At 71.1% G+C, this 26,686-nt stretch carries 14 protein-coding genes; 3 read left to right on the top strand and 11 right to left on the bottom strand.

Going from position 1 to position 26,686, the window contains the following annotated elements; genetic code table 11:
• Positions 1-4: 4 nt before the first annotated feature.
• From OG787_RS06745 to ccrA, 4 genes are all read right to left on the bottom strand, one after another.
• On the bottom strand, positions 5-10,249 hold the full coding sequence (locus tag OG787_RS06745; protein ID WP_405534562.1) for a type I polyketide synthase: 10,245 nt from the start codon (positions 10,247-10,249) through the stop codon (positions 5-7).
• Between the two features lie 199 nt (positions 10,250-10,448).
• The gene (locus tag OG787_RS06740; protein WP_369031731.1) at positions 10,449-11,357 is read right to left on the bottom strand and encodes a 3-hydroxybutyryl-CoA dehydrogenase; all 909 of its coding nucleotides are present in this window, start codon (positions 11,355-11,357) and stop codon (positions 10,449-10,451) included.
• Entirely contained in the window at positions 11,354-12,355 is a 1,002-nt protein-coding gene (locus OG787_RS06735; protein WP_405534561.1) for a 3-oxoacyl-ACP synthase III family protein, read from the bottom strand. The genes OG787_RS06740 and OG787_RS06735 overlap by 4 nt, the downstream gene beginning before the upstream one ends.
• Positions 12,356-12,384: 29 nt before the next feature.
• Positions 12,385-13,749 (bottom strand): crotonyl-CoA carboxylase/reductase, encoded by a 1,365-nt coding sequence (gene ccrA, locus OG787_RS06730; RefSeq protein ID WP_369031733.1) that lies wholly within the window; start codon positions 13,747-13,749, stop codon positions 12,385-12,387.
• 569 nt (positions 13,750-14,318) lie between these two features.
• On the opposite strand from ccrA, the gene OG787_RS06725 reads away from it, so the two are divergent.
• Complete coding sequence (locus tag OG787_RS06725; protein WP_369031734.1) at positions 14,319-15,791, top strand: MFS transporter; 1,473 nt, start codon at positions 14,319-14,321, stop codon at positions 15,789-15,791.
• A 152-nt stretch (positions 15,792-15,943) separates the two neighbouring features.
• Here OG787_RS06725 and OG787_RS06720 read toward each other — a convergent pair whose 3' ends face one another.
• The 6 genes from OG787_RS06720 to OG787_RS06695 form a co-directional block, all read right to left on the bottom strand.
• The gene (locus tag OG787_RS06720; RefSeq protein WP_369031735.1) at positions 15,944-16,672 is read right to left on the bottom strand and encodes a TetR/AcrR family transcriptional regulator; all 729 of its coding nucleotides are present in this window, start codon (positions 16,670-16,672) and stop codon (positions 15,944-15,946) included.
• A gap of 121 nt (positions 16,673-16,793) precedes the next feature.
• Complete coding sequence (locus OG787_RS06715) at positions 16,794-17,978, bottom strand: acyltransferase family protein (protein ID WP_405534560.1); 1,185 nt, start codon at positions 17,976-17,978, stop codon at positions 16,794-16,796.
• Positions 17,979-18,141: 163 nt separating this feature from the next.
• Complete coding sequence (locus OG787_RS06710) at positions 18,142-19,446, bottom strand: cytochrome P450 (protein ID WP_369031737.1); 1,305 nt, start codon at positions 19,444-19,446, stop codon at positions 18,142-18,144.
• 204 nt (positions 19,447-19,650) lie between these two features.
• Positions 19,651-21,054 carry a Si-specific NAD(P)(+) transhydrogenase gene (sthA, locus tag OG787_RS06705; protein ID WP_405534559.1) on the bottom strand — a complete coding sequence of 468 codons (1,404 nt, stop codon included), beginning with the start codon at positions 21,052-21,054 and terminating at the stop codon, positions 19,651-19,653.
• Positions 21,055-21,155: 101 nt separating this feature from the next.
• Positions 21,156-22,469 carry a DUF3533 domain-containing protein gene (locus OG787_RS06700; RefSeq protein ID WP_405534558.1) on the bottom strand — a complete coding sequence of 438 codons (1,314 nt, stop codon included), beginning with the start codon at positions 22,467-22,469 and terminating at the stop codon, positions 21,156-21,158.
• Positions 22,470-22,593: 124 nt separating this feature from the next.
• Positions 22,594-23,178 (bottom strand): TetR/AcrR family transcriptional regulator, encoded by a 585-nt coding sequence (locus OG787_RS06695; protein WP_369031740.1) that lies wholly within the window; start codon positions 23,176-23,178, stop codon positions 22,594-22,596.
• 228 nt (positions 23,179-23,406) lie between these two features.
• Here OG787_RS06695 and OG787_RS06690 point away from each other — a divergent pair, with 228 nt between their 5' ends.
• Positions 23,407-24,885 (top strand): MFS transporter, encoded by a 1,479-nt coding sequence (locus tag OG787_RS06690; protein ID WP_405534557.1) that lies wholly within the window; start codon positions 23,407-23,409, stop codon positions 24,883-24,885.
• Positions 24,886-25,014: 129 nt separating this feature from the next.
• Here OG787_RS06690 and OG787_RS06685 read toward each other — a convergent pair whose 3' ends face one another.
• Complete coding sequence (locus tag OG787_RS06685; protein WP_405534556.1) at positions 25,015-25,473, bottom strand: MarR family winged helix-turn-helix transcriptional regulator; 459 nt, start codon at positions 25,471-25,473, stop codon at positions 25,015-25,017.
• Between the two features lie 233 nt (positions 25,474-25,706).
• Between OG787_RS06685 and OG787_RS06680 the strand changes: the two genes are divergently transcribed.
• A complete protein-coding gene (locus OG787_RS06680; RefSeq protein WP_405534555.1) occupies positions 25,707-26,669 on the top strand; it encodes an alpha/beta hydrolase in 963 nt (320 codons plus the stop codon).
• The last annotated feature ends 17 nt before the right edge of the window (positions 26,670-26,686 follow it).

Below are 26,686 nucleotides of genomic sequence, written 5' to 3'. Positions count from 1 at the left end.
ATCCTCACTGTCCCAGCTCGTTGTCGATGAAGCTGAAGATGTCGTCGTCGGATGCGGAGGCGAGCTGTTCCTCGACCTCGGAACGGGCCCCGGCACCGGACGCCTCGTCCGTCACCGTGTCCAGCAGCCGCCGCAGCCGGGCCGCCACCAGATCACGGGCCGCCGCGTCGTCGGCCAGACCACTGCCGGCCAACACCTCCTGAAGCCGGTCGAGTTCGGCGTCCAGCGACGTCTCGGGCCGCTCCGGGAGCAGCTCGGCACGGAGGAAGGCCGCGACGGCCACCGGGGTGGGGTGGTTGAAGACGAGCGTGGCCGGCAGCTTGAGACCGGTCGCCGCGCCGAGCCGGTTGCGCAGGGTGACCGCGGCCAGCGAGTCGAACCCCAGGTCCTTCAGGGGCCGTTGGCCGTCCACCGCCTCGCTGTCGGTGTGCCCGAGGACGACGGCGGTCTCGGCGCGTACCAGATCGGTCAGTACCCGTTCCTGGTCGCTCGCGGACAGCCCGGCCAGGGTCTGCGTGAGCGCCTCCGAGGTGGTCGCCGCAGCGCCCCCGTCGTCCGGCCCGGAGTCCGTCAACACCCGTACGGCCTCCGGTAGTTCACCGAGCAGCGGGCTGCTGCGCACCGCCGTGAAGGCGGGCGCGAACCGTTCCCAGTCCACGTCGGCGAGCACCAGCGCGGTCTCGTCCCGGGACAGTGCGTCGATCAGCGCGGCGACCGTCTGCTCGGAGGGCAGCGGGGTCAGACCCCGGCGACGGAGCTGCGCACGGCGTTCGGCCTCGGCCTCCTCGTCCTCCAGACCGGTGCCGGGATCGGCCCACGGGCCCCAGGCGACGGAGGTCGCGGGCAGACCACGGGCCCGCCGATGGGCGGCGAGCGCGTCCACGTACGCGTTGGCGGCCCCGTACCCGCCCTGGGCGCCGCTGCCCCAGACACCGGCGATGGAGGAGAACAGGACGAAGCCCTCCAGCGCGGTGTCCGCCAGCAGTTCGTCGAGATGGGCGGCGCCGAGGGTCCTGGTACGCAGGGAGTGCTCCAGTTCGGCCGGGTCGAGGTCGGTCAGCGCGGCCGCGTCCAGCTCCCCGGCGGCGTGCACGACGGCGGTCAGCGGAGTGTCCTCGGGCACCGAGGCCAGCAGCGCCGCGAGCGCCGTACGGTCCGCGACATCGCAGACCGCGACCGTCACCCGCGCCCCGACGGCGGTGAACTCGGCCTCCAGAGCCACCCGTTCGGACACGTCCAGGTCCATGTCCGTGGTCAGCAGCAGGTGTTCGGCGCCCAGCGCGGCCAACTGGCGCGCGGTGTGCGCGCCCATGCCACGGGTGCCGCCGGTCACCAGCACCGTGCCGTGCGGTGTCCAGGAACGCCGTACGGGAACCGAGGCCAGCGGGGACCGCACCAGGCGGCGGGCGAGCATCCCCGCGCCACGGACCGCGAGCTGGTCCTCGTCCGCCAGGCCGGACAACGCCGCCACCAGCCGGGCGATGTCACGGTCGTCCGGTGCGGCCGGGAGGTCCACCAGACCGCCCCACCGGTCGGGGTGCTCCACCGCCGCCGTCCGGCCCAGCGCCCACACCTGGGCCTGCACGGGAGCGGTCGGCGGATCGGCGTCGGCGGTGCCGACCGCGCCCCGAGTGACCGTCCACAGCGGGACCGGCACCTCCGTGTCGGCCAGCGCCTGCATCAGCAGCAGGGTGCCGGCGGTGCCCGCGGTGAGCGCCGGCCGCCCGGCCGACGGTGTCTCGTCCAGCGGGAGCAGGGACAGGATTCCGGCGACCTCCCCGGCTGCCTCTCCGGCTGTCTCTCCGGCGGCGGACTCCCTTATCGCCAGGGCGAGTTCGGCCCGGTCCACGGTGGCCGCGACATCGAGCCGCACCGGCCGGGCGCCGTGCCGTTCCAGTGCCAGGGCCACCCGCCCGGCCAGTTCAGCCGCCTCCGCGTGCCCCTCCGGAGCCACCAGCAGCCAGGTGCCCGACAGCAGCACCGAGGCCGGCTCGGTCACCGGCCGCCAGGCGACCTTGTACCGCCAGGCATCGGCGGCCGACCGCGCCACACGGCCCCGCCGCCAGGACGACAGCGCGGGCAACACCGCGCCCAGCGCGTCACCGTCGTCCAGCCCGAGGGTGGCCGCCAGCGTCTCCAGGTCGTCGTTCTCCACCGCCTCCCAGAACCCGGTCTCCACCGCGTCCCCGGTCCCGGCCGCCGAACGGTCGGCGGGCGCCTCGACCCAGTACCGCTTGCGCTGGAAGGGATACGTCGGCAGGTCCACCCGGCGCGGACGCGCGGGCTCCGGCCAGCGCACCGGCAGGCCCCGCACCCACGCCTCGGCCAGCGAGGCGTTCAGCCGCTCCGGCCCGCCCTCGTCACGCCGGAGCGTGCCAAGGACCAGGGCCTCGGCGCCCGCCGCCTCGGCGGTCTCCTCGATGGCCATGGTCAGGACGGGATGCGCGCTGATCTCGATGAAGGTGGTGTGTCCGGTGGTGAGGAGGGTGTGGATGGTGGGGGCGAAGGTGACGGGTCGGCGGCAGTTCTCGTACCAGTAGTCGGGGGTGAGTTCGGTGCCGTCGAGGACGGCGCCCGTAGCCGTGGAGTAGTGGGGGAGGTGGGCTTTGCGGGGTTGGATGAAGGCGAGGGCGGTGAGGAGTCGGTCGCGGAGGGGTTCGACTTTGGGGCTGTGGGAGGCGACGGTCGAGGGGACGATGCGGGCGCGGACGCCCTGGTCGGTGAGGGTGGTGACGAGTTCCTCCAGGGCGTCGTGGTCGCCTGCGACGGTGACGGCGGTGGGTCCGTTGACGCCGGCGATCCACAACCGGTCTGGATAGGCGGCCAGATGCCGGAGCGCGTTTTCTTCGGTGGTCTGGAGGGAGGCGACGGCGCCGTGTCCGGTGAGGTGGTCGGCGAAGAGCTGGGAGCGGATGAGGACGATGCGGGTGGCGTCGTGGAGGGTGAGGGCTCCGCTGATGTGGGCGGCGGCTATTTCGCCTTGGGAGTGGCCGATGACGGCGTCGGGGTGGATGCCGTGGGCCTGCCAGAGGGCGGCCAGGGCGATGTTCACGGCGAACAGCACCGGCTGCAACACCTCGATCCGCTCCAGCGGCGGAGCCTCGGGCTCACCGCGCAGCACGGCCTCCACCCGCCACGGCACATGACGCTCGATCACGGCCGCGCACTCCCGCAGCCGCTCGGCGAACAGGGGTGTCGAGTCGAGCAGTTCGACCGCCATCCCGCGCCACTGCGAGCCCTGCCCGGGCAGCACGAACACCGTACGGCCCCACTCCCGAGCCGTCCCGGTGATCACGTTCGGGGCCGACTCGCCCCGCGCCAGAACGTCCAGACCCTCACCGAGCACGACGGCCCGCTGGGGCAGCGCCGCCCGGGTGGTGGCCAGGGCGTGCGCCACGTCGGTGCGCCGCAGCCCGGGGTTGCGCGACAGATGGGTGGCCAGCCGCCGCGCCTGGTCGCGCAGCGCGGCCGGATCCGCCGCGGACAGCGGCAGCGCCGCCGCGTTCGGCTCGGGCAGCTCCTCCGTGGGCCCGTCGGGCCGAGCGCGCTGTTCCTCCGGAGCCTGCTCCAGGATCACATGGGCGTTGGTGCCGCTGATCCCGAAGGAGGAGACACCGGCCCGGCGCACCCGCCCGGTCTCCGGCCAGTCACGGGCCTCGGCCAGCAGTTCCACGGCGCCCGCGTCCCAGTCCACGAACGGGGAAGGCGTCTCGGCGTGCAGCGTCGGCGGCAGCACCCCGTGCTGGAGCGCCTGCACCATCTTGATCACCGACGCGGCCCCGGCGGCGGCCTGCGTGTGCCCGATGTTCGACTTGACCGAACCCAGCCACAGCGGATCCGCGTCCGCCCGCTCCTGCCCGTACGTCGCCTGCAACGCCTGCGCCTCGATGGGGTCGCCCAGCGGAGTGCCGGTGCCGTGCGCCTCCACGGCGTCGACATCGGCGGGCGTCAGCCGGGCGTCGGCCAACGCGGCCCGGATCACCCGCTGTTGGGAGGGCCCGTTCGGGGCCGTCAGCCCGTTCGACGCGCCGTCCTGGTTGACCGCCGTACCGCGCACCACCGCGAGCACCCGGTGCCCGTTGCGCCGCGCGTCCGACAGCCGCTCCACCAGCAGCATCCCCGCGCCCTCGGCCCACCCGGTGCCGTCCGCGTCCGCCGAGAACGACCGTGACCGGCCCGTCGGCGACAACGCCCGCTGCCGGCTGAACTCGATGAACGTGAAAGGCGACGCCAGTACGGTCACACCGCCCGCCAGCGCCAGTGAGCACTCGCCCGACCGCAGTGCCCGTATCGCCAGATGCAGCGCGACCAGGGAGGAGGAGCAGGCGGTGTCCACCGACACGGCCGGGCCTTCGAGCCCGAAGGTGTACGAGATACGGCCCGAGCTGACACTGCCGGTGTTGCCGGTGCCCAGATACCCCTCAAGATCGCCCGGCATCTCCGGCAGCCGGCTCACGTAGTCGTGGTACATGAGGCCGGTGAACACACCGGTGTCACTGCCGCGCAGCGTCGCCGGATCGATCCCGGCCCGCTCGAACGCCTCCCAGGAGGTCTCCAGCAGCAGCCGCTGCTGCGGGTCCATGGCGAGTGCCTCGCGCGGTGAGATCCCGAAGAACTCCGCGTCGAACTCGGCCACGTCGTGCAGGAACCCGCCCTCGCGCGTGTACGAGGTGCCCGGCCGGTCCGGGTCCGGATCGAACAGGTTCGCCACGTCCCAGCCCCGGTCCGCCGGGAACTCCGAGATCGCGTCGCCCCGGGAGGTGACGAGCTGCCACAGATCCTCCGGCGAGCGGACCCCGCCCGGATAACGGCACGCCATCCCGACGATGGCGATCGGCTCGTCGACGCCACGGACGGAGGCCGCCGCGGGCCGCCGCACGGGCGCCTCGGCCGACGTCTGCGCCGTCCCCAGCTCCTGGACCAGGTAGTCGGCGACCGCCGCGGCCGAGGGGTGGTCGAAGACCAGCGTCGCGGGCAGCCGCAGTCCGACCGCCTTGCCGAGCCGGTTGCGCAGTTCCACGGCCGTCAGCGAGTCGATGCCCAGTTCCTTGAAGCCGCGCCGGGCTTCCACGCTCCCGGCGCCGTCGAAGTCCAGGACGGCCGCGACCTGTGCCCGGACCAGCTCCAGCAGGACTTCGCGCTGCTCGTCGGCCGTCCGGCCGGCCAGCCGCTGGGTGAGGGGAGTGGCATCGGCGGCGGTGGCCGCGCGGCGGGCCGGGACACGGACCAAGGCCCGCATGAGCGGCGGGAGTTCGTCGCCGAGCGCGCGCAGGGCGCCGGTGTCGAGCCCCACCGGCAGCGCCACCGGCGCGTCCAGGGCGAGGGCGGTGTCGAAGAGGGCGAGCCCCTGCGCGACGGTCAGTTCCCGCATCCCGGCGCGGGTCAGCCGGGCCTGGTCGGCGGCGTTGAGTTCGGCGGCCATGCCGCCTTCGGCCCAGGGTCCCCAGGCCAGTGAGGTGGCGGGGAGTCCTTGTGCGTGGCGGTGGGCGGCGAGGGCGTCGAGGAAGGCGTTGCCCGCCGCGTAACTCGCCTGCCCGGCAGTGCCGTAGGTACCGGCGACCGAGGAGAAGAGCACGAAGGCCTTCAGGTCCAGTTGGGCGGTGGCCCGGTGGAGGTGCCAGGCCGCGTCGGCCTTGGGCCGCAGCACCCCGGACAGCCGCTCCGGGGTCAGCGCGGCGACCACTCCGTCGTCCACGACGCCCGCCGCGTGCACCACGGCCCGCAAGGGATGCGCGGCCGGGATCGCGGCCAGCAGCTCCGCCACGGCCGCCGGGTCGCTCACATCGCACGCTGCGAAGACCGCCTCGGCGCCGAGCCCGGCCAGCTCGGCCGCCAACTCGTCGGCCCCCGGAGCCTGTCGGCCACGGCGGCTGGTCAACAGCAGTCGGCGGACACCGTGTTCGGCGACCAGATGACGGGCCAGCAGGGCACCCAGGGCCCCCGTGGCACCGGTGACCAGCACAGTGCCCTCGGGATCCCAGACGGTGGGCGCCGACGCAGCCGGTACGGCCCGATGCAGCCGGGGAGCCAGCAACCGCCCGCCGCGCACGGCCAGTTGGGGCTCACCGGAGGCGACGGCGGCGGCCAGGGCGGCGGCCTGCCGAGCGGGGTCGGCGGCGGTCTCCTCATCGAGGTCCACCAGGACGACACGGCCCGGATTCTCGGTCTGGGCCGACCGCAGCAGACCCCACACCGCAGCCCCGGCCGGATCCCGTACGTCCTCCCGCACATCGGCGGCGACCGCCTGATGGGTGACGGCGACCAGCAGGGTCTCCGCCGTACGCTCCTCGGCCAGCCACTGCTGTACGGCGGCCAGGGCGCGGTGGGTCAGTTCGTGCACCGAGCCCGGCGTCTCCAGACCCGGTGCGGAGGTCAGCCGTACGGCCGCCGCGTCGGATCCGGAGGCCTCCGCCAGAGCGTCGGCGATGTCGGCGTACGCGGGCACGGTCTCCGTACCCGTCGCGGTCACCGGCACCCAGCCGAGGGTGAACAGCGAGTCCCGTGGAGCGGACGCGCCGGCGGTGGCGAACTGCGCCGGATCGGCGGGCCGCAGCGACAGCGAACCGATCTCCGCGACGGGCTGCCCGGCGACATCGGCGACGGTCAGCGACACCGCGCCCGGTCCGGCGGGTGCGAGTCGGATGCGGGCTGCGGGTGCTCCGGTGGCGTGGAGTCGTACGTCGTTGAAGGCGAAGGGGAGGTGGGTTTCGCCGGGGGTGGCGGGGAGTGCGCCGAGTTCGATGGCGTGCAGGGCCGCGTCGAGGAGGGCCGGGTGGAGCCCGTAGCGTCCGGCGGTCTCGGCCTGTGTCTCGTCGAGGGCGATGTCGGCGAAGATCTCGTCGCCGCGTCGCCAGGCGGCCCTGAGGCCCTGGAACGCCGGACCGTACTCGAAGCCCTTCCCGGCCAACGTCTCGTACCAGCCGTCCAGATCCACCGCGTCCGCACCGGACGGCGGCCACGCGAGCAGATCCGTGCCCTCCGTGAGCGTGGTGTCTTCGGCCGCCAGTACGCCCGTCGCGTGGCGGGTCCACTCTTCGGCCGCGTCGACGTCGAAGGTGTCCTCGCCGGACAGGGCTCGGTCGGCCGGGTCCGCGTCCGGCCGCGAGTAGATCCGTACCTCACGCCGTCCGTCGGCGTCCGGGGCGGCGACGACCAGTTGCACCTGACGTCCACCCGTCGCGGGCAGCACGAGCGGTGCTTCGAGCGTCAGCTCCTCCACGGCCGCGCAGCCGGTCTCCGCGCCGGCCCGTATCGCCAGTTCGACCAGTCCGGTGCCGGGGAAGAGGACGGTGCCCAGTACGGCGTGATCGGCCAGCCACGGGTGTGCGTCCCGCGACAGCCGGCCGCTCAGCACCACGCTGCCGGAGTCCGCCAGCGACATCGTCAGCCCGAGCAGCGGGTGTCCCGTGGCGGCCCGCGCGGTGTCGGCGTCGGACGGCAGCCAGTAGTGCTTGTGCTGGAAGGGGTAGGTGGGGAGATCGATGGTGGGGCTGTGGCTGTCGGGGGCGGGCGGGAGAGGTGAGCGGTTGTGGGTGTGGAGGGTGGCTGTCGCGTGCAGGAGGGCGGTGGTTTCGGGGGTGGTGCGGTGTTGCGTGGGGACCAGCAGCGTGGTGTCGAGGTCGGGGAGGGCCGCTTTGCCGAGGGTGGTGAGGGTGGTGTCGGGGCCGACTTCGAGGTACGTGGTCGTGTGGAGGGTGTCCAGGGTGTGGAGGGTGTCGGCGTAGCGGACGGCCTGGCGGGCGTGGCGGATCCAGTAGTCGGGGGTGGTGATGTCGTCGGGGTCGGCGATGCGGCCGGTGAGGTTGGAGATCACCGGGGTGCGGGGCGGGGTGAAGGTGAGCGTGTCGAGGACGGTGTGGAAGTCTTCGAGGATCGGGTCCATGAGGGGTGAGTGGAAGGCGTGGCTGACGCGCAGGCGGCGGGTCTTGACGCCCTGCTCCTCCAGCTGACCGGCGATGGCCAGGACGGCGGTCTTCTCGCCGGAGATCACGACGGAGGCGGGCCCGTTGACGGCGGCGATCTCCACTCCACCACCGTCGGTGGAGGCGGCCGTGATGACCTCGGCGACCCGCTCCTCGGGGGCCTGGACGGAGACCATCGCACCCCCGGTGGGCAGGGAGTTCATCAGTCGGCCGCGTGCGGCGATGAGGGTGCAGGCGTCGGGGAGGGTGAGGATGCCGGCGGTGTGGGCGGCGACGACTTCGCCGACGGAGTGTCCGGCGAGGTGGTCGGGGTGGATGCCCCAGGAGGACAGCAGGCGGTAGAGGGCGGTCTCGAAGGCGAACAGGGCGCTCTGCGTGAACACCGTGTGGTCCAGGGCCTCGGCCTGCGGGGTGCCGGGCTCGGCGAACATGATGTCCCGCAGCGAGCCGGCTCCCGCGTCTGCGAGTTCGGCGGCCAGTTCCCTGTCCAGGAGGGCGCAGGTCTCGTTGAGGGCGTCCCGGAAGACGGGGAAGGTGTGGTGGAGTTCGCGGCCCATGCCGGGGCGTTGGCTGCCCTGGCCGGTGAACACCACCGCCAGCCCGCCACCCGGCCCAGCCTGTCCGGTGACCACCCGGGGGCTCTCCTCCCCGGCCGCGAGGGTGGCGAGACCGGTCAGCAGTTCCTCCCGGTCGGTGGCCAGGATCACCGCGCGGTGCTCCATCAGCGCCCGCGTCGTAGCCAGCGCGTGCGCGACCTCGGTCAGGGACGGTGACGGGTCGGCGGCCAGGAACTCCCCCAGCCGCACCGCCTGCGCCCGCAACGCGGCCTCACTGGCGGCGGACAGCGGTACGGGAAGCATGGTCGGTGTGTCCTGCGGCGCTGCCTCTTCCGGCTCGGGCCGGGGCTCCGGCTCGGGGGCCTGCTCCAGCAGGACGTGGGCGTTGGTGCCGCTGATGCCGAAGGAGGACACCCCGGCCCGACGCGGCCGACCCGTCTGCGGCCACTCCCGCGACTCGGCCAGCAGCTCCACCGCACCCGCGTCCCAGTCGACGAAGGGTGAGGGTGTCTCGGCGTGCAGGGTCCGGGGCAACACCCCATGGCGCATGGCCATCACCATCTTGATGACCCCGCCCACCCCCGCAGCCGCCTGCGCATGCCCCAGGTTCGACTTCAACGACCCCAGCCACAAAGGCCGTTCGGCCACCCGCCCCTGCCCGTACGTCGCCAACAGGGCGTCCGCTTCGATGGGATCGCCCAGCCGGGTGCCCGTGCCGTGCGCCTCGACCGCATCCACATCCCCCTCCTTCAGGTCCGCGTCGGCGAGTGCGGCGCGGATGACGCGCTGCTGGGAGGGACCGTTGGGCGCGGTCAGCCCGTTGGACGCACCGTCCTGATTGACCGCCGACCCCCGCACCACCGCCAGCACCCGATGCCCCAACCTGCGCGCATCCGACAACCGCTCCACCAACAGCACCCCGGCACCCTCGGCCCACCCCGTCCCATCAGCCCCCGCACCGAACGACCGGCACCGCCCGTCCGCCGACAACCCACCCTGACGCGAGAACTCCACAAACGTCCCCGGCGTCGACATCACCGTCACCCCACCCGCCAACGCCACATCACACTCACCCCGACGCAACGCCGACACCGCCAGATGCAACGCCACCAACGACGACGAACACGCCGTATCCACCGTCACCGCCGGACCCTCAAAACCGAACGCATACGACACCCGCCCCGACAGCACACTGCCGAGGGTGCCGGTGAGCCGGTGACCGTCCACTCCGGGCACGGGCCGGTGCAGGTGGGGACCGTAGTCGTGGTACATCACCCCGGCGTACACGCCGGTACGCGACCCCCGTACGGATGTCGGGTCGATGCCGGCGCGTTCGAGGGCCTCCCAGGAGATCTCCAACAGCAACCGCTGCTGCGGATCCATCGCCAACGCCTCACGCGGCGAAATACCGAAGAACTCCGCGTCGAAGCCCCCCGCCCCATGCAGAAACCCACCCCGACGCGTATACGACGACCCCGGCACCTCCCGATCAGGGTTGTACAGACCCTCCACGTCCCACCCACGGTCCTCCGGGAACTCCGTGATCGCGTCGCCGCCGTCCGCCACCAGGTCCCACAGTCCCTCGGGGGAGACGACCCCGCCCGGATACCGGCACGCCATGCCGACGATCGCCACCGGCTCCCGCTCCCGGTCCGTCAACTCCCGGTTCCGCCGGCGCAGTCGGGCCGTCTCCTTCAACGAGTCCCGCAGCGCCGCGACCACCGCATCGGCGGATGACGTGTCCTCAGGGTCCTTGGCCGTTGACGCCATTGATCTGCCCTCCCCATGGTGCGCGGCTCTCGCCGAGCGGTTCAGAAATCGTTCCGGGTGTGATTGGTGCGGGTGGGTCCGCTCGCCGAGACGACGGCCTCGGACTCCGATGGCAGGCCCGCACGCCCGGACCCGGACCCGGCCGTGACGGCCTGGCCCGGGTCCGAGCCGGAGAAAGTCGTCCTCAGACGCGGGATCCTCAGCCGTAGGAGTAGAAGCCCCGGCCGGTCTTCTTGCCGAGCAGCCCGCCCTCGACCATGCGCAGCAGCAGCGGCGGCGGTGCGTACAGCGGCTCCTTGAACTCCGCGTAGAGCGCGTCGGCGATCGACACGGTGGTGTCCAGGCCGATCAGGTCCAGCAGGCGCAGGGGGCCCAGCGGATGGGAACAGCCCGCCTCCATACCGCGGTCGATGACCTCGGCGGTGGCCACCCCGGTGTCCACCATGCGGACGGCGGACAGCAGGTACGGGAAGAGGAGGGCGTTGACCAGGAAGCCGGCCCGGTCGGGGGACCGGATCGCGGTCTTGCCGAGGACCTCGGTGACCAGGCGCTCGGCGAGGCCGATGGTGCGCTCGTCGGTGAGGACGGAGCCGACCAGCTCGACCAGCGGCAGCACCGGGACGGGATTGAAGAAGTGCACGCCGACGACCCGGCCGGGGTTCTGCGTGGCGCCGGCGAGCCGCACGATCGACAGCGAGGAGGTGTTGGAGGCGAGCACCGCCTCGGGGTCCTCCACGATCTTGTCGAGCAGGGAGAAGATCTGGAGCTTGGTCGGCTCGTGTTCGGCGACCGCCTCGACCACGAACTGCCGGTCGGCCAGGTCCTCCAGCGCGGTGGTGAACGAGATCCGGCCGAGCACGGCGTCCCGTTCGGCCGCGCTGATCCTGGCCTTGGCGACGGAGCGGTCCAGGGAGCCGGTGATCCGGCGCAGACCGCGACCGCGCGAGTCCTCGGAGGAGACGACGATCCGTACGTCGAGCCCGGCCTTGGCGGCGATCTCGGCGACGCCGGCCCCCATCAGGCCGCAGCCGACCACACCGACCCGCTGGATCTCCGGTGCCCGGTCCGGCACGGAAACGGCCGCTTCGGGTGCCAGGGCGGCTGTCATATCGCGTCCCCCCGCCAGGTCAGCAGCGAGGAGCCGACCGCCATGCCACCGCCGAAGCCGGCCAGCAGCACCAGGTCGCCGCGGTGCAGCAGACCGGCCTTGTTGGCCTCGTCCAGGGTGACGGCGACCGAAGCGGAGCCCAGGTTCCCGTATCGCTCGACCGTGCGGTGAGTGGTGGCCCGGGACAGCCCGGCGGCTTCGACGAGTTCGCGCATCATGACTCCGTTGGCCTGGTGGGGTATGAAGTGGTCGACGTCCGTGATGTGGTGGCCGGTGCGTTCGGCGAGCCGGTGGAGCACGGGCGGCACATGCTGGTTGACGAACTCGCGGACGGCCCGGCCTTCCATACGGAAGAAGTGGTCGCCCTCCGCGAGGGTCTCCGGGGAGGCGGGCCGACGGCTGCCGCCTGCCTCGACCCGGATGAGGTGATGGGCGTCGCCGCTGGTGGACAGGTCGGTGTCGAGGATGCCGTACGGCTCCTCGACCGCGCCGACCACGGCCGCCCCGGCACCGTCGGCGAACAGCGGCGCGGTGCGGCGGTCGGAGAAGTCCAGGATCCGGGAGTAGAGGTCGGCGGCGATGACCAGGACGTGGGCGTCGGGGCGTAAGGCGATCAGTGCCCGGGCGAGTTCGAGGCCGTAGACGAAGCCGCTGCACACGGCGTTGACGTCGAAGCAGGCCGCGCCGTAGGCGCCGAGGGCGTGCTGCACCAGGGCGGAGGTCGGCGGCTGTGGGGAGTCGCCGGTGGAGGTGGAGACGATCAGGTAGTCGATCTCGGTGGCGGGCAGGTCCGCGGCCCGGAGCGCCGCCGCGCCGGCCCGGGCGGCGAGGTCGGAGGTGGCCTCGTGCGGCGGTGCGTACCGCCGGCTCCTGATCTCGGTCTTGCGCTCGATCCAGTCCGCGGTGACGCCGCAACGGGCCGCCACCTCTTCGTTGCTGACTTCTTCCTTCGGGACGTAAGAGCCGGTCGCAACTATTCCGGCAGCGTGTGTCGCCACTGTCGAGTCCACCTTCCGTGGTCGCGGGATCAGCCCGCCAGTGCAGGTGTGGGGGTGACTGTCTCGCCGGTCCGCAGGGGGTTGATGCGGTCCTCGCCGATACGGGCCCGGAACTGGGTATCGGTGACGCCGAGTCCCGTCCGGGGTGCCAGACAGAGGACGCCGACCTTGCCGATGTGCCGATTGGTCTGTACGAGCCGGGCGGCCTCGGCCACGTCCTCCAGCGGATGGACCGTGGAGACGACGGGGTTGAGCAGCCCGAGCTGGAACAGCCGGTTGCATTCCCACTGCTCCTGCAGATTGGCGGCGTGGCTGCCCACAATGCGCTTGAGGTTCGTCCACAGGGAGCGGTTGTCGTAGTGGTGCTGGTAGCCGGTGCTCGATCCGCAGGTGACCACCGTCCCGCCGCGCCGCACGACATGGACCGAGAGACCGAACGTGGCCTCGCCGACGAAGTCGAAGACGATGTGCGGGTCCTCGCCCACCGCGGCACGGACCGCCCGGCCCAGCCGCTCGCCCAGCTCGACGGTGCGTTCCGGGGTACGCGGTATCTCGCCGCCGATGCCGATCTCCTCGCGGTTGATCACCACGTCGCAGCCGAGACCGCGCAGCAGCCCGGCCTTGGCCCCGGAACTGACCACACCCACCGGAATACCGCCGGCCTGCTTCACCAACTGCACGGCGAACGCCCCGAGTCCACCGGTCGCACCCCAGATCAGCACGACGTCCCCGAGCTTGACCCGGGCGCCGCGCTCGCTGATCAGCATCCGGTACGAGGTGGCCGCCGTGAGCATGTTGCCGGCCGCTTCCTCCCAGGTCAGATGGGCGGGCTTGGGCAGCAGCTGGCCGGCCCGCAGCACCGTGTAGTGCGCCAGCCCGCCGAAGTTGGTCTCGTACCCCCAGATGCGCTGGTCGCCGCCGAGCATGGCGTCCGCGTGACTGGCCGGCTCCTGCTCGTCGACCTGGACACAGCTCGCCACCACATGGTCGCCGGCCCGCCAGCGCCGTACGCCCTCACCGACCCGGACGATGACTCCGGCCGCGTCCGAGCCGACGACGTGGTACGGCAGGTCGTGCCGCGCCGCCCAGCCGCCCAGCGCGCCGAAACGCTGGAGGAACCTGAAGGTGGGCACCGGGGCGAAGGTCGCCGACCACACGGTGTTGTAGTTGATCGAACTCGCCATGACCGCGACCAGGACCTCGTCGGGCGCGAGCTCCGGCATCGGCACCCGGCCCACCCGGAGGGAGTCGCGGACATCCGGATCCGGTGTCGCGAGAACCCCGGCCATGTCCTCCGCCCGCAGATGGGCGGCGAGGTAGTCGGTGGGCACCTCCTCGCGGGCCAGTTCGTCCGGACCGGCCCCGGCGAGTACCGCACTTGCCAATGAATCCATGACATCCCTTTGGCCGAAAGGTTGCCGCACGCCACGCTGCGTACGGGGTTTGGAGGAGAGGGGCCGGCGGCGCTGCCGGTGGTGCTGACGGGGGCCTCGGGCCGGCAAGGCACCCCCGGCACGGCGCTGGGACGCCCTCCGGGACGCTAAGTCGCCCGCCCCGTCCCGGCCAACCCCAGGCTTGTGCCGCGCCCCCTATCCCTCCCCCCGCGCTCCGGGCGTCCGGAGCGACCGCGCTCCTTGCCGACCCCTATGCCGCACCGCCGGCCGAACCGGTAAGCGCCCAGGTACGCGCCGTGCCGTCGGCGCGCTAGGGGTGGTGCGGGGCCCGGACGACCCCAGCGCGGGAAAGGGGGGAACGGCCGGCCGGGTATCGGCCGTCGGGCCGGGGCGAGCGCCCAGCTTCTTATGCCCACTTGACACTTCACGGCGCGCGATTCCTATACTGCATTCGTAATTTGAACACCGTGTAGGAAGTAGTGCGCCGTGTAGGCGCCGACGGGCATACCGGGCGAGCTGCCCGTGGGTCGCGACTTCCGCATCGCCTCTATAGGAGATTGATCAGGGCCATGACAGATACGTTAAGCAGGGCGCCGGTGCGGCTCGGGTGGCGGCTGGTGTTGCTGGGGTTCTCGCAGCTGATCATCGCGGTGGACTACAACATCGTCTATGTGGCATTGCCGGAGATCGGCACGGACCTGGGGTTCACGGCCCAGTCGTTGCAGTGGGTCGTGTCCGCGTACGCGGTGGGCTACGGAGGGCTGCTGCTGCTGGGCGGCCGAATGGTCGACCGGCTGGGAGCCCGGCGGGTGTGGTTCGCGGCGATCGTGATCTACGGACTGTCGTCGCTGGTGGCCGGATTCGCCAACAGTCCGGGAACTCTCATCGCGGCGCGTGCGGTACAGGGCGCGGGCGGAGCACTGCTCTTCCCGGCCACTCTGACGCTGATCTTCATCGGCTTCCCCGAAGGCCCGGAGCGCAACCGCGCCCTGTCGGTCTGGGGCGCGATCGGCGGCGGCGGGCTCGCGGCGGGGGCGTTGCTCGGCGGGCTGTTCACCGACTGGTGGGGCTGGGAATCGGTCCTGTTCGTCAATGTGCCGCTGACGGCGCTGGCCTTCCTGGCGGGTATCAAGCTGCTGCCCGCCGACGCTCCGGCGCAGAAGGGCATCCGCGACTTCGACGTACCGGGCGCCCTGCTGGCGACCGGCGGAGCGACGTTGATCGTGTTCGGGCTGGCATCCGGTCCCGACTCCGGCTGGACCTCCTTCCAGTCGGCGGGCACCGAGGCGATCGGCGCAGTGCTCCTGGTGGTGTTCTTCCTGGTGGAAGCCCGGACACGGTCTCCGCTGATGCCGCTGCGGCTGGTGCGTACGCGGACGCTGGCAGTGACGATGGCGGTGGCGTTCCTCTTCATGGCCACGCTGTCCACGGGGTACTACATCCTCACGACCTACCTCCAGCCGGTGCTCGGCTACAGCCCCATCAAGGCGGGCCTGGCCTTCCTTCCGCTGTGTGCCTTCTCCATGGCCGCCGGTCAGCTGACGGCGCCCCTGCTCAACAAGTTCGGTCTGCGCAAGGTGTTCACCGGCACGCTGCTGGTGAACGGCGCGGGTGTCGCCGCCACAGCGCTCGGTATGTCGGTCGGCGGCTCGTTCTGGGCGCTGATGCCGGGCATCTTCCTCTGGGGCTTCGGCGGCGGCGTCGGATTCACCGTGACGTTCGCGGCGGCGGGCATGGGCATCTCGCCCATGGAGCAGGGCGTGGCGTCCTCGATGGCGTCGACGCTCGCGCAGATCGGTGGTGCGGTGGGTCTGGCGGCCCTGGTGGCCGTGGCCAACCACGGCATCGACTACGACGCCGCCCCGGCCGTGACCGACATCGTGGACGGGCTCCAGCTCGCGGGTGTGATCGCCGGCATCGTGGTCGCCGTCGGCGCCGTGATCACCTTCTTCTTCCTGAAGGACCCCGAGCCGCCCACAGCGGTGGTCGCGGAGTCCGGTGTGACGGAGGCCGACCAGACGACGGGCGCCGCCACCGCCTGACGCTCTGCGAAGTCTCCCCCTGATCCTCGTGGCCGGCGCAATCCCCCGTCGCCGGGCACGAGTTGCAGAGGACCCGGCCGGGTCTGTTGCCCCCGGCCGGGTCTCCTCTGTTTTCTCGTGCTCCTGTTTTCTCGTGCTCCGCCGCTCCGCTGTCAGCGGCCGGCGCTCGCGGCAGGCACCGGGAGGCCCAACGAGCTGGTGAGGTCGAGGAGTTCCTGCTGGTAGAGCTTGGCGGGATTCACGATCTGCGTCCTCAGGTGGCCGTAGACCTCAAGGGCGACCAGCCCGTGCATCCGCCCCCAGATCCGCAGGGTCAGCGCGAGCGCGGCGGGCGGCAGATCGGGCTCCTTGGTGTGCAGCGCGTCCGTGAGGTCCGGCTGGAAGTCCTCCCACGAGTGCTCCTCACCGGCCTGGGCCGCCGCCGCGTGGGGCCAGGCCGCGGCGACCAGCTGGCCCAGCAGCGTGCAGACCCGCAGCTCGGCCTCGGTGGCGGGGCCGCCCTCCGGCATCTGATAGCCCGGAACGGGATCGCCGTACACGAGTTGGAACTCCTCGGGATGGCTGATCGCCCACTGCCGGTAGGCGGTGCCGTGCGCGAGGATCCGCTGCGCGGTGTCGTGCTCGTCCACCTGTTCGTGCGCGGCTTCGAGGGTGTCGGCGAGCGAGGTGTACACGTCGGTGATCAGCGCGTTGATGAGCGCGTCGCGTGTCTCGTAGTAGCTGTAGATCGCGCCCGCCGTCATGCCCATGTCCCGGGCGATGGCGCGAAGGGACAGTGCGGCCGCGCCTCCCGCCGCCATGTGCTTGAGCGCGATGGCCTTGATCTCCGCGGCCGTCTCGGCCCGGAGTCGTTCGCGACGACTCATCTTCGGCTGTCCCATGACAAATTATTTTACAGTGTGTTGTCCAGCTCCTACTGGTCCTGTGCACCAGCCGATCATGTTCTGGCACAGGACTCCGCCCCGGTACCGCCGGAGCGCGGTACCGGAGCGGAGTGCCGGTTCAGCCCGCGGAGCCCTGCTGTCCTTCGACCCGCTCGGCCACCGCCGCGGGCCGGGCCGTACGGTCCGGGGGCGGGGCGTCGAGCCGGGGACGCCGGCCCGGCGAGGCGAAGTTCCGCATCATGGGCGTCTCCACGAAGCGGAACGTCGCCCACGACAGCAGGACCGTCACGGTCAGCGCGAGGGCGATGAACCCGAGGTTGCCGGCCGTGGACAGCGGCTGACGCTCCTTGAAGAGGTCGCCGAGCCACATCAGCACCAGGAAGTGCCAGAGGTAGAAGGCGAAGGAGATCTGCCCCAGCCACACCATCGCCCTGCTGCGGAAGGGCGACCACAGGCCCTCCCGGTCGGCCTGCGTCGCCGACACGATCAGCAGCCCGAACGGCAGCGCGGTGCAGGCGGCCAGGCTGTACGCGTACGGGACCTGGGTGGACACGTAGTACGCCCCGACCGCGAGCCCCGCGGCCGGCAGCAGCGGGATCCGGAAGATACGGCCCTCCCGGACCATCCGGGCCAGGAAGATGCCGAGCACGAAGTCGAGGGTGCGGACCGGCGGGAAGCCGTTGATGAACCACAGCTTGGTGACACCGATCGGCGTCGCCGGGCTGACCGCCTCGTCCGGTATCACCAGGTCGGCGAGTGAGGGGATCGCCACGACGGCCGTGGCGATCCCCACGACCCACCACCACAGCCGGCCCGGCCGCACCCGGTTCACCAGCCGGATGATCAACGGGAAGCAGGCGTAGAAGAACACCTCGCAGCACAGGGACCAGGAGACGGGGTTGACGCCCCACCAGCTCTCGAACCGCCAGTCCCAGGCGTGCACCAGCAGCAGGTTGGCGGTCGCGACACCGGCACCCGGGAAGGTCCCGAGAAAGAGGAGCAGGAAGATCCCGGCGACCAGGGTCACCACGTGGTTCGGGAACAGCTTGAGGACCCGCCGCCGCCAGAAGGCGGTGACCGTGTCGGACGGGCGGACGGCCCAGGTCAGTACGAAGCCGCTGAGCACGAAGAAGAAGGTGACACCGGCCCAGCCGCCCTGGTCGAACAGGGAGTGATAGGTCTTGGCAATGTCGAGGTCGGCGAACGGTGCGAGGCTGCCGATGTGGAAGGCGGCCACCAGGACCGCGGCGATGATTCTCATCCCTGTGAGCGAGGGCAGAGAACTCTCCCGTGGGCTGCTCATGTCGGTGCTTTCTCCTTGCTGGAGCGACACTCGGACGAGTCGGAACTGCGTACGGGCGACAGAAAGCCCCGGCAGCGGCACATGGCGGGCGAGCCGTCAGCTGTCCGGTGTGGGGCGGGGCGGCCGGACCGCCCGAAGAGACGGCCCGGCCGCTCGGGGTCCGTCAGGGGCGGTCGGCGAGCACCGGGTTGAGCTGCGGATCCCACTCCACCAGCAGGTTCTGGGGCCCGCGGAAGGAGGTGTTGGGCAGATACGTGATCTCCTGGTCCTCGACCAGACGCATGTGCGGCAGCCGGCGGGCCAGCTCCTCGATGAAGATCCGCATCTCCTGACGGGCGAGCGTGGCGCCCATGCAGGCGTGCGCGCCGAACCCGAAGGTCATGTGACGGTTCGGATGGGGCCGGTCGATGTCGAACGTCTCCGGGTTCTCGAAGACCGCCTCGTCGTGGTTGGCGGAGGAGGTGATCATCATCACCCGGCCGCCGGCCGGTATGGTCACGCCGCCGACCGTGGTCTCCTTGACGGCCAGCCGCCGCCACGCGGCCACCGAGCCGTCGTAACGCAGGGACTCCTCGACCGCCTTGGGGATGAGGCTCGCGTCGTCGCAGACACGGGCCCAGGTCTCGGGGTTCTCCAGCAGCGCGCGCATGGCGTTGCCACTGGCGTTGGTGGTGGTCTCGTGCGCGGCGACCAGGCCGGCCAGAGCCGTGGTCTGCAACTCGTTGTCGCCGAACAGCCCGGGCTTGTTCCGGCCTTCGCGGATCACATGCGGCAACCAGCCCGGCGCGTCGGGCATCTGCTTGATCTTCTCCACCAGGTCGCCGGTGAACTCCCAGTACCGCCCGAGATTGGTGGCCACCTGTTTCTGTTCCTCGGGAGACGGGCGGCCGTACATGAACACCGTCTGGTCCAGAGTGAATTGCCGGCAGGCCGCGATGTCCTCGTCCGGAATTCCCATGAATATCAGGGCGATGGTGATGGGCGCCTCCTGGAAGAGATCGACCATCAGGTCGCCGCGACCCTTTTTGACGAACCTGTCGATATGGCCGGTGACGAGTTCGCGAATGCGCGGGGTGAGGGCTTCCACCTCCTTGCCCTTGAACGGGTCCTGATGCGCCTTCCGGCGCTCCCGGTGGGACTCGCCGTCCTCGTTGACCAGGGCGAGTCCGGGGTTGAAGCCGTGCTCCACCAGGATCGCGACGGTCTCCTCGGTGGACGGTGTGATCTGGTCCAGCGTGATGGAGGCGGAGAAGGTGTCGGTGTCCTTGAAGATCTCCTTGATGTCCTCGTACCGGGTGACCACCCAGTAGTCCAGCGCCGGACTGTAGAAGACCGACTCCTCTTCGCGCGCGTCGGCCATGGACACGCCCGGGTGGGACTGGTATTCGGTGCCGAACGGGTCGAACGAGGCAGCCAGTCCGGAAACCGGGCACCCTGTCGGGCTTTTGAGTTCTTGGCTCGTGGTCATGACTTCTCCTCGGAAACCAAGTGGCGGGCTTGGCGGGCAGCTGCGGGCACTCGTCGCGACGCTACGATCGGGATCTCCGCATTCCAACCCTTAATCGTGGCGCGGACCCCCCTATTGCCCTGGCGGGAATCGAGGGGTCCGCCCGCTGCCACGATCCGCCGCCACCGGCGTCGTGAGGGGCCGACCAGGACGGGCGGCGGGGACTCAGTCCCGCAACCGGTCGATCTGGCGCAGCTTGTTCGTCGCGTCCAGAGCAGCCACCTTGTAGGACTCCGCGAGCGTCGGGTAGTTGAAGACCGCGTTGACCAGATAGTCGACCGTGCCTTCGCAGCCCATCACGGACTGGCCGATGTGGATCAGTTCCGTCGCTCCCGTGCCGAAGCAGTGGACGCCGAGGAGTTTGCGGGTCTCCGGGCAGACCAGGAGCTTGAGCATGCCGTGGGAGTCGCCGATAATCTGGCCCCGGGCCAGTTCGCGGTAGCGGGAGATACCCACCTCGAACGGGATGCTGTCCTCGGTGAGTTGGTCCTCGGTACGGCCGATGAAGCTGATCTCGGGGATGGTGTAGATGCCGATGGGCTGGAGGTTGTGCATCTGGTCCACCGGCTCGCCGCACGCGTGGTACGCCGCCGCCCGGCCCTGTTCCATCGAGGTCGCGGCGAGGGCCGGGAAGCCGATGACGTCGCCGACGGCGTAGATGTGCGGCACCTCGGTGCGGTAGTGCTCGTCGACCGTGATCCTGCCACGCCGGTCGGCGGACAACCCGGCCTTGTCCAGGGCGAGTTCGTCGGTGAGGCCCTGGCGGCCCGCCGAGTACATCACGGCGTCCGCGGGGATCTTCTTGCCGCTCTCCAGGAGCGTGAGTGTGCCCCGGGGATGGCGTTCCACCGCCGCGACCGTCTCCCCGAACCGGAAGGTGACGGCCAGGTCCCGCAGGTGGTACTTGAGCGACTCGATCACCTCGACGTCGCACATGTCGAGCATCCCGGCCCGCTTCTCCACCACCGTGATCTTGCTGCCGAGCGCGGCGAACATGGAGGCGTACTCCATGCCGATCACCCCCGCACCCACGATGACCATGGAACGCGGCACCCGTTCCAGGTTGAGCACGTTGTCCGAGTCCAGGATCGTCTGTTCGTCGAACTCGACACTGTCCGGCCTGGCCGGCCGGGTCCCGGTGGCGATGATGATGTTCTCGGCGCTCAACAGCCGTTCGTTGCCGGTCACTTCCTGGAGTGCCACGGTGTGGTCGTCGACGAAGCGGCCGGTTCCGGCGAACAGGGAGACATGGTTGCGGGACAGCTGGCTGCGGATGACATCGACCTCGCGGCTGACCACGTGCTCGGTGCGCGCGGTCAGGTCGGAGACGGTGATGTCCTCCTTGAGACGGTAGCTCTGGCCGTACAGATCGCGCTGGGTGAGGCCGGTGAGGTAGAGAACCGCCTCGCGCAGGGTCTTGGAGGGGATGGTGCCGGTGTGGATGGAGACCCCACCGACCATGTCGGGGCGGTCGATGACGGCGACCCGGCGGCCGAGCTTGGCCGCCGCGATGGCAGCCTTCTGGCCGCCCGGGCCGGATCCTATGACAAGCATGTCGAAGTCGGGCACCCTCGTGAGTGTGTCAGCGCGAGACCGACGTTCGAAAGGGTGAACGGGCAACGATCGGCGTCCACTCCGGCCCGGGAGGGCCCAGGAAGGCCCCGTGGGACTCAGGAAGGCTGCGGAGTGAGGCGTTCGAGGCCCTTGCGGTCGTAGTAGCGGGTCATGGCGAAGCCGAAGAGCAGCGCGAGCGCGGTGCCGATCGCGATCATGATCCAGGCGCGGGTGAGTCCGGCGTCCCCGCGGGCGTCGAAGTAGAGGATCGCGCGCACCCCGTCGCCGAGTTGCCGCATCGGCTCGAACGCGGACAGGAAGCGGTAGAAGTCCGGGACCGCCTGGAGCGGGACCGTGGCCCCGGACGAGGGCAACCCCAGGACGATGAACACGAACATCGACACGAGCTGCCCGATCCCGCCGAAGGCCGCGTTGATGGCCTGGACGCCGAGACCGACCGCGAGGGTGGCGCAGTACGAGTACAGCCACAGCAGGGGCAGATGACCGGCGTCCATGTCGAGGATGCCGACGGTGGCGAGCATGACCAGGGAGACGCTGAGGAGCGTGATCCCGGCGGTCATGCCCATCTTCAGCAGCAGGGTCTGGGTGCGGTCGATGGGCACGGTCGGGCGGCGCGTGTGCCAGGGGCCGATCTCGTTGTCGGCGTAACCGAGCGAGGTGTCCACCGCGTTGCTGATGACGTTGCCGCCCATGAACCCGGCCAGCACGAGCAGCAGCGTGTAGTAGAAGGTGGTGAGCCCGAGGCCGCTGTTGGTGCCGATGGGATGCCCGACCTGCGTGGTGACCGCGACCGGGTCGGCCAGCAGCAGCTTCGCCGTCGCATCGGCCCGCGTCGCGCTCGCCGTCAGCTGCTTGCCGATGTTCTGCGAGGCCTGGTGGGCGGCGGCCGTGGTGATCTGACTGGCGAGGGAGGAACCGAGGCTGCCCTTGCCGGGATTGGTGAGCACGGTCAGCGTCGGACGGGCGGAGGCGCTCGTGCCGGTCAGCGCGGCGACGGAGGCGGTGAAGCCGTCGGGCACGACCAGCGCTCCGTAGAGCTTGCCCGAGTCCAGCTCGTCCTGGGCCTCGGCGAGGCTCAGTTCACGCCACTCGGCCTTGTCGCCGCCGGAGGTGTCGCTGGTGACGGCCCGGACGATCTGCGCACCCAGGTTCTCCTGCTGCCCGGTCAGCGGCTCGCCCCGGTCCGCGTTGACGATGCCGATGGGCAGATCGTGCAGATCCCGGTTGGGGCTCACGATGCCGCCCATGTAGAGGAGCGACAGCAGCAGCGCGAGCAGCCCGGTCAGGACGGTGGGCAGCAGCCACAGCTTGGGCCGACCCAGCAGCGCGGTGGCGCGCGCCTGGACCCGGCCGGCGGGGGAGGGGGTTTCGGCGGACGTCTCGGAGGACGGACTGTCGTCGGCTGGCATGGTTCTCCGGTGGCTCTGGGGCGGCCCGGGACCGGAGGTGGTCGCCGCCCGCCCGGCCAGGATCGTGCGTACGGCGGCACGGCCGCGCCTGCGACTCGCCGGACCGGTGACGACGGGCGTACGACTACAGAGCCGTGTGCACCCGGACCCCGTCGAGGGCCACCGCCAGGACGCGGTCGCGCTGGGTCTCGTCGAGGAAGTTCGTCGAGGTGATGCCGGCGAGCATACGCACCAGGTCGTCGAAGGTCATGTCCTTGCGTGCCTCCCCGGCCGCCTGCGCCCGCTCGAACAGCGGGCCGCCCGCCTGGTACATCGAGTCCCGGCAGGCCAGGAAGATCTCCGACTCGTGGTTGAGGGCCTCGCGGACGGCCCGTTTGGTCACGGTGTACCCCACGAAGCGGCGCAGCCACGCGGTGAGCGCCTCCCACGGGGGCCGGTCGGCGACCTCCAGCGCGAACCGGCACAGGGCGTCCACCTCGTCGGCGTACACGCTCTCGAAGAGATGGCGGCGGGTGGGGAAGTTGCGGTACAGCGTGCCGATGCCGACGCCCGCGCGCCGGGCGATGTCCTCCAGGGACGCCTCGGAGCCGTGCTCCGCGAACGCCTCGCGTGCGGCGGTCAGCAGGGCGTCGTAGTTGCGTGCCGCGTCCTTGCGGTGCGGGCGCTGCGCCGCGACGAAACCGCTGACGGGGTACGGCTGTGCCGTCACGGATGCCTCCCTGGCCGGGCGCCGGTCGGGCGCGCTCGAAACGGATGCTGGCCTCCGGTATTGAAGCGGAGGTTGGCCTCCGCTAGAGTGGAGGCGTACCTCCACTTTAGCAGTCGGGGTGCGTTCCCCCATGCGACGCGTACGGCCGTGCGCATAGCAGGCGTGCGCGAACGCGGCCCTCACCACGTCTACGTCTACTCCGCCACCTCTGTTCGGAGATGCCTTTCCATGCCCCGCAAGTCCACTGGCTCCACGAGCTCCACGAGCTCCACACGCTCCACCCGCCTCACCTTCGCGGTCCTCGCGACCGGTGCGGGCGTGTTCTCCATGCTCCAGTCGCTGATCGCGCCGGCCCTGCCGACCGTCCAGCACGCCCTGGACACCTCGCAGTCCACCGCGACCTGGGTGATGACGGCCTTTCTGCTGTCCGCCTCGGTGTTCACCCCGATCCTCGGCCGTGTCGGCGACCTGATCGGCAAGAAACGCACCCTCGTCGCCGTCCTCGTGGTCGTGACGCTCAGCTGTCTGCTCGCCGCGCTTGCGCCGAACATCGGCGTACTGATCTTCGCCCGGGTCGTCCAGGGCGCGGGCGGCGCGCTGTTCCCGCTGTCGTTCGGCATCATCCGGGACGAGTTCCCGCCGGGTGAGGTGAGCGGCAGCATCAGCAACCTGTCCGCCGTCATCGCGGCGGGCGGCGGTGTCGGCATGGTGGCCGCCGGGCCGATCGTGACCGCGCTCGACTACCGCTGGCTGTTCTGGCTGCCCGTCGGCGTCGTCGCCGTCACCACGCTCATCGCCATCCGCTATGTCCCCGAGTCGCCCAACAGGGCTGCCGGGCGCGTCAGTTGGCTCGGTGCCGTACTGCTGTCCGCCTGGCTGGTCGCCCTGCTGCTGCCGCTCAGCCAGGCGACCCGATGGGGCTGGGGCTCGGGCCGGACGATCGGCCTGTTCGCAGCCGCCGTACTCCTCTTCGCCCTCTGGCTGCTGACCGAGGCGCGCTCGCGCACCCCTCTCATCGACCTGAAGATCATGCGCCTGCCCGCCGTGTGGACCACGAACACCGCCGCGCTGCTCTTCGGTGCGGGCATGTACTCGATCTGGTCCTTCCTCCCCGGCTTCGTCCAGACGCCCGCCTCCGCCGGGTACGGATTCGGCGCGAGCGTCACCTCCGCCGGACTGCTCATGCTGCCGATGCTGGTCGCGATGTTCCTCGCGGGTGTCCTGGGCGGCCGGCTGACCCCCGTACTGGGCGCCAGGAAACTGCTCACGGCCGGTGCCGCGCTCGGCGCCGTCGCCTGCGGATTCCTCACCCTCTGGCATGACGAGCAGTGGCAAGTCGCTTTCGTGGCAGGCGTGTTCGGCCTCGGCATCGGACTGGCCTTCGCCTCGATGGCCAACCTGATCGTCGGCAGCGTCCCGCCCGAGCAGACCGGCGCGGCGACCGGCATGAACGCCAACGTCCGCACCATCGGCGGCTCGATCGGCGCCGCCCTGACCAGCGTCCTGGTCACCAGCAGCCTCCAGCCCTCAGGCCTCCCGTACGAATCCGGCTACACCCACGGCTTCGCCCTGCTGGCCGTCCTCTGCCTGGCCGCGGCCCTGGCAGCCCTCCTGGTACCGACCACCAGTACAGAACAGCCCCTGCGTGCAGCCCGAACCGCCGCCGACCCGTCACCCGCGCAGCCCGAAACCGCCACCCGCACCTGACCGAGGTTCAGCCGGGGGAGTCGGCCCGTGCCCCGGTTTTCAGGGGCGCGGGGAACTGCGCAAGCCCCCACCGGCCCGCGGTGAACGAACCACATGTCCCGCGGATCCTCCTGAGGCGGAGCGCCGGCGTCAGCCACCGCTCACGTTGGCCGTCAGCAGGCGCAGCAACTGCTTGGCGAGCGCGTCCTGTTCGGGCGTCAGTCCCATCGCGTCGCCGATGGCGAGCGGCACCGTGCCCGCCCGGTCACGCATCGCGGCGCCTGCCTCGGTGAGGCGGAGGGCGACCGAACGCTCGTCCTCCGCCCGCCGCTCGCGCCGCAGCAGGCCGTTCCCCTCCAGGCGCTTCAGCAGCGGGGAGAGGGTGCTGGACTCCAGTTGGAGGGCGTGCCCGAGATCCCGCACGGTGATCGAGTCCTGCTCCCACAGCACCAGCATCACCAGGTACTGCGGATAGGTCAGCCCCAGCTCGTCCAGCAGTGGCCGGTAGCGGGCGGTGACCGCCCGGGAGGCCGCGTAGAGGGCGAAGCAGAGCTGGTCGTCGAGGAGCAGGGAGCCCTCCTGTGGTGGTGCACTTCCGGGTGCGCTCACGGTAGGGCTCCTGGTCTCCGCGTTGTCCTTGGTCGGTTCCGTGTCCGCATGACGCCGTGCACGGTGATTTCCACCCTAACGTTCACGTCCTCCCGATTCCATAGGGCGCCAACAAATAGAGGTCGAATAAGTAGCGCACGATCTAATCGGGCGCTACTCTTCTGGTGTGCCGCCGCTCCCCGGTGAAACCCGCAGGTGGAGCCTGCCCCGGCACCCGATCCGAGGAGATCGTCATGACGACCGACATCCGCCCCGTTCTCGAACCTGCCGCCGCCGGCTTCGCCGAGGCGACCGCGAACCCGCCGTACCTCTTCGACCTCGGCCCGGTCGAGGGCCGCAAGACGGTCGACGAGGTGCAGTCGGGCGAGATCGACAAGCCCGCCGTCGACGAGGAGTGGGTCACCGTCACCGGCGGCCCCACCGGAGAGGTCCGGGCCCGGATCGTCCGCCCGGCCGGTGTCCAGGGCGTCCTGCCGGTGATCGTCTACATCCACGGCGCCGGCTGGGTCTTCGGCAACGCCCACACCCATGACCGTCTGGTGCGCGAACTGGCCGTCGGCGCCCGGGCCGCGGTCGTCTTCCCCGAGTACGACCTCTCGCCCGAGGCCCGCTACCCGGTCGCGATCGAGCAGAACTACGCCGTCGCCCGCTGGATCGTCTCCGACGGCGCCGACCACTACCTGGACGCCACCCGGATCGCGGTGGCCGGTGACTCCGTCGGCGGCAACATGGCCGCCGCGCTGACGCTGATGGCCAAGGAGCGGGGTGATGTGCCGCTCGTCCAGCAGGTCCTCTTCTACCCGGTGACCGACGCCGCCTTCGACACCGGCTCCTACCGGCAGTTCGCCGAGGGCTACTTCCTGCGCCGGGACGCCATGGAATGGTTCTGGGACCAGTACACGACCGACGCGGCCGAGCGCGCCCAGATCACCGCGTCCCCGCTGCGCGCCACCACCGCCCAACTCACCGGTCTGCCCCCGGCGTTGGTCATCACCGCCGAGGCAGACGTCCTGCGCGACGAGGGCGAGGCGTACGCGAACAAGCTGCGCGAGGCCGGCGTACCCGTCACCGCGGTCCGCTACCAGGGGATCATCCACGACTTCGTGATGCTCAACGCCCTGCGCGGGACGCACGCCGCCGAGGCCGCCATCGGGCAGGCGATCAGCACCCTGCGTACGGCACTCGGCACCGCCTGAGCCCGTAAGCCTGGAGA

The organism is Streptomyces sp. NBC_00075 (assembly GCF_045041225.1).
Classification (GTDB): domain Bacteria; phylum Actinomycetota; class Actinomycetes; order Streptomycetales; family Streptomycetaceae; genus Streptomyces; species Streptomyces adonidis.
The sequence above is the reverse complement of the archived record's forward strand: the minus strand, read 5'-3'. Positions and strand labels throughout refer to the sequence as shown.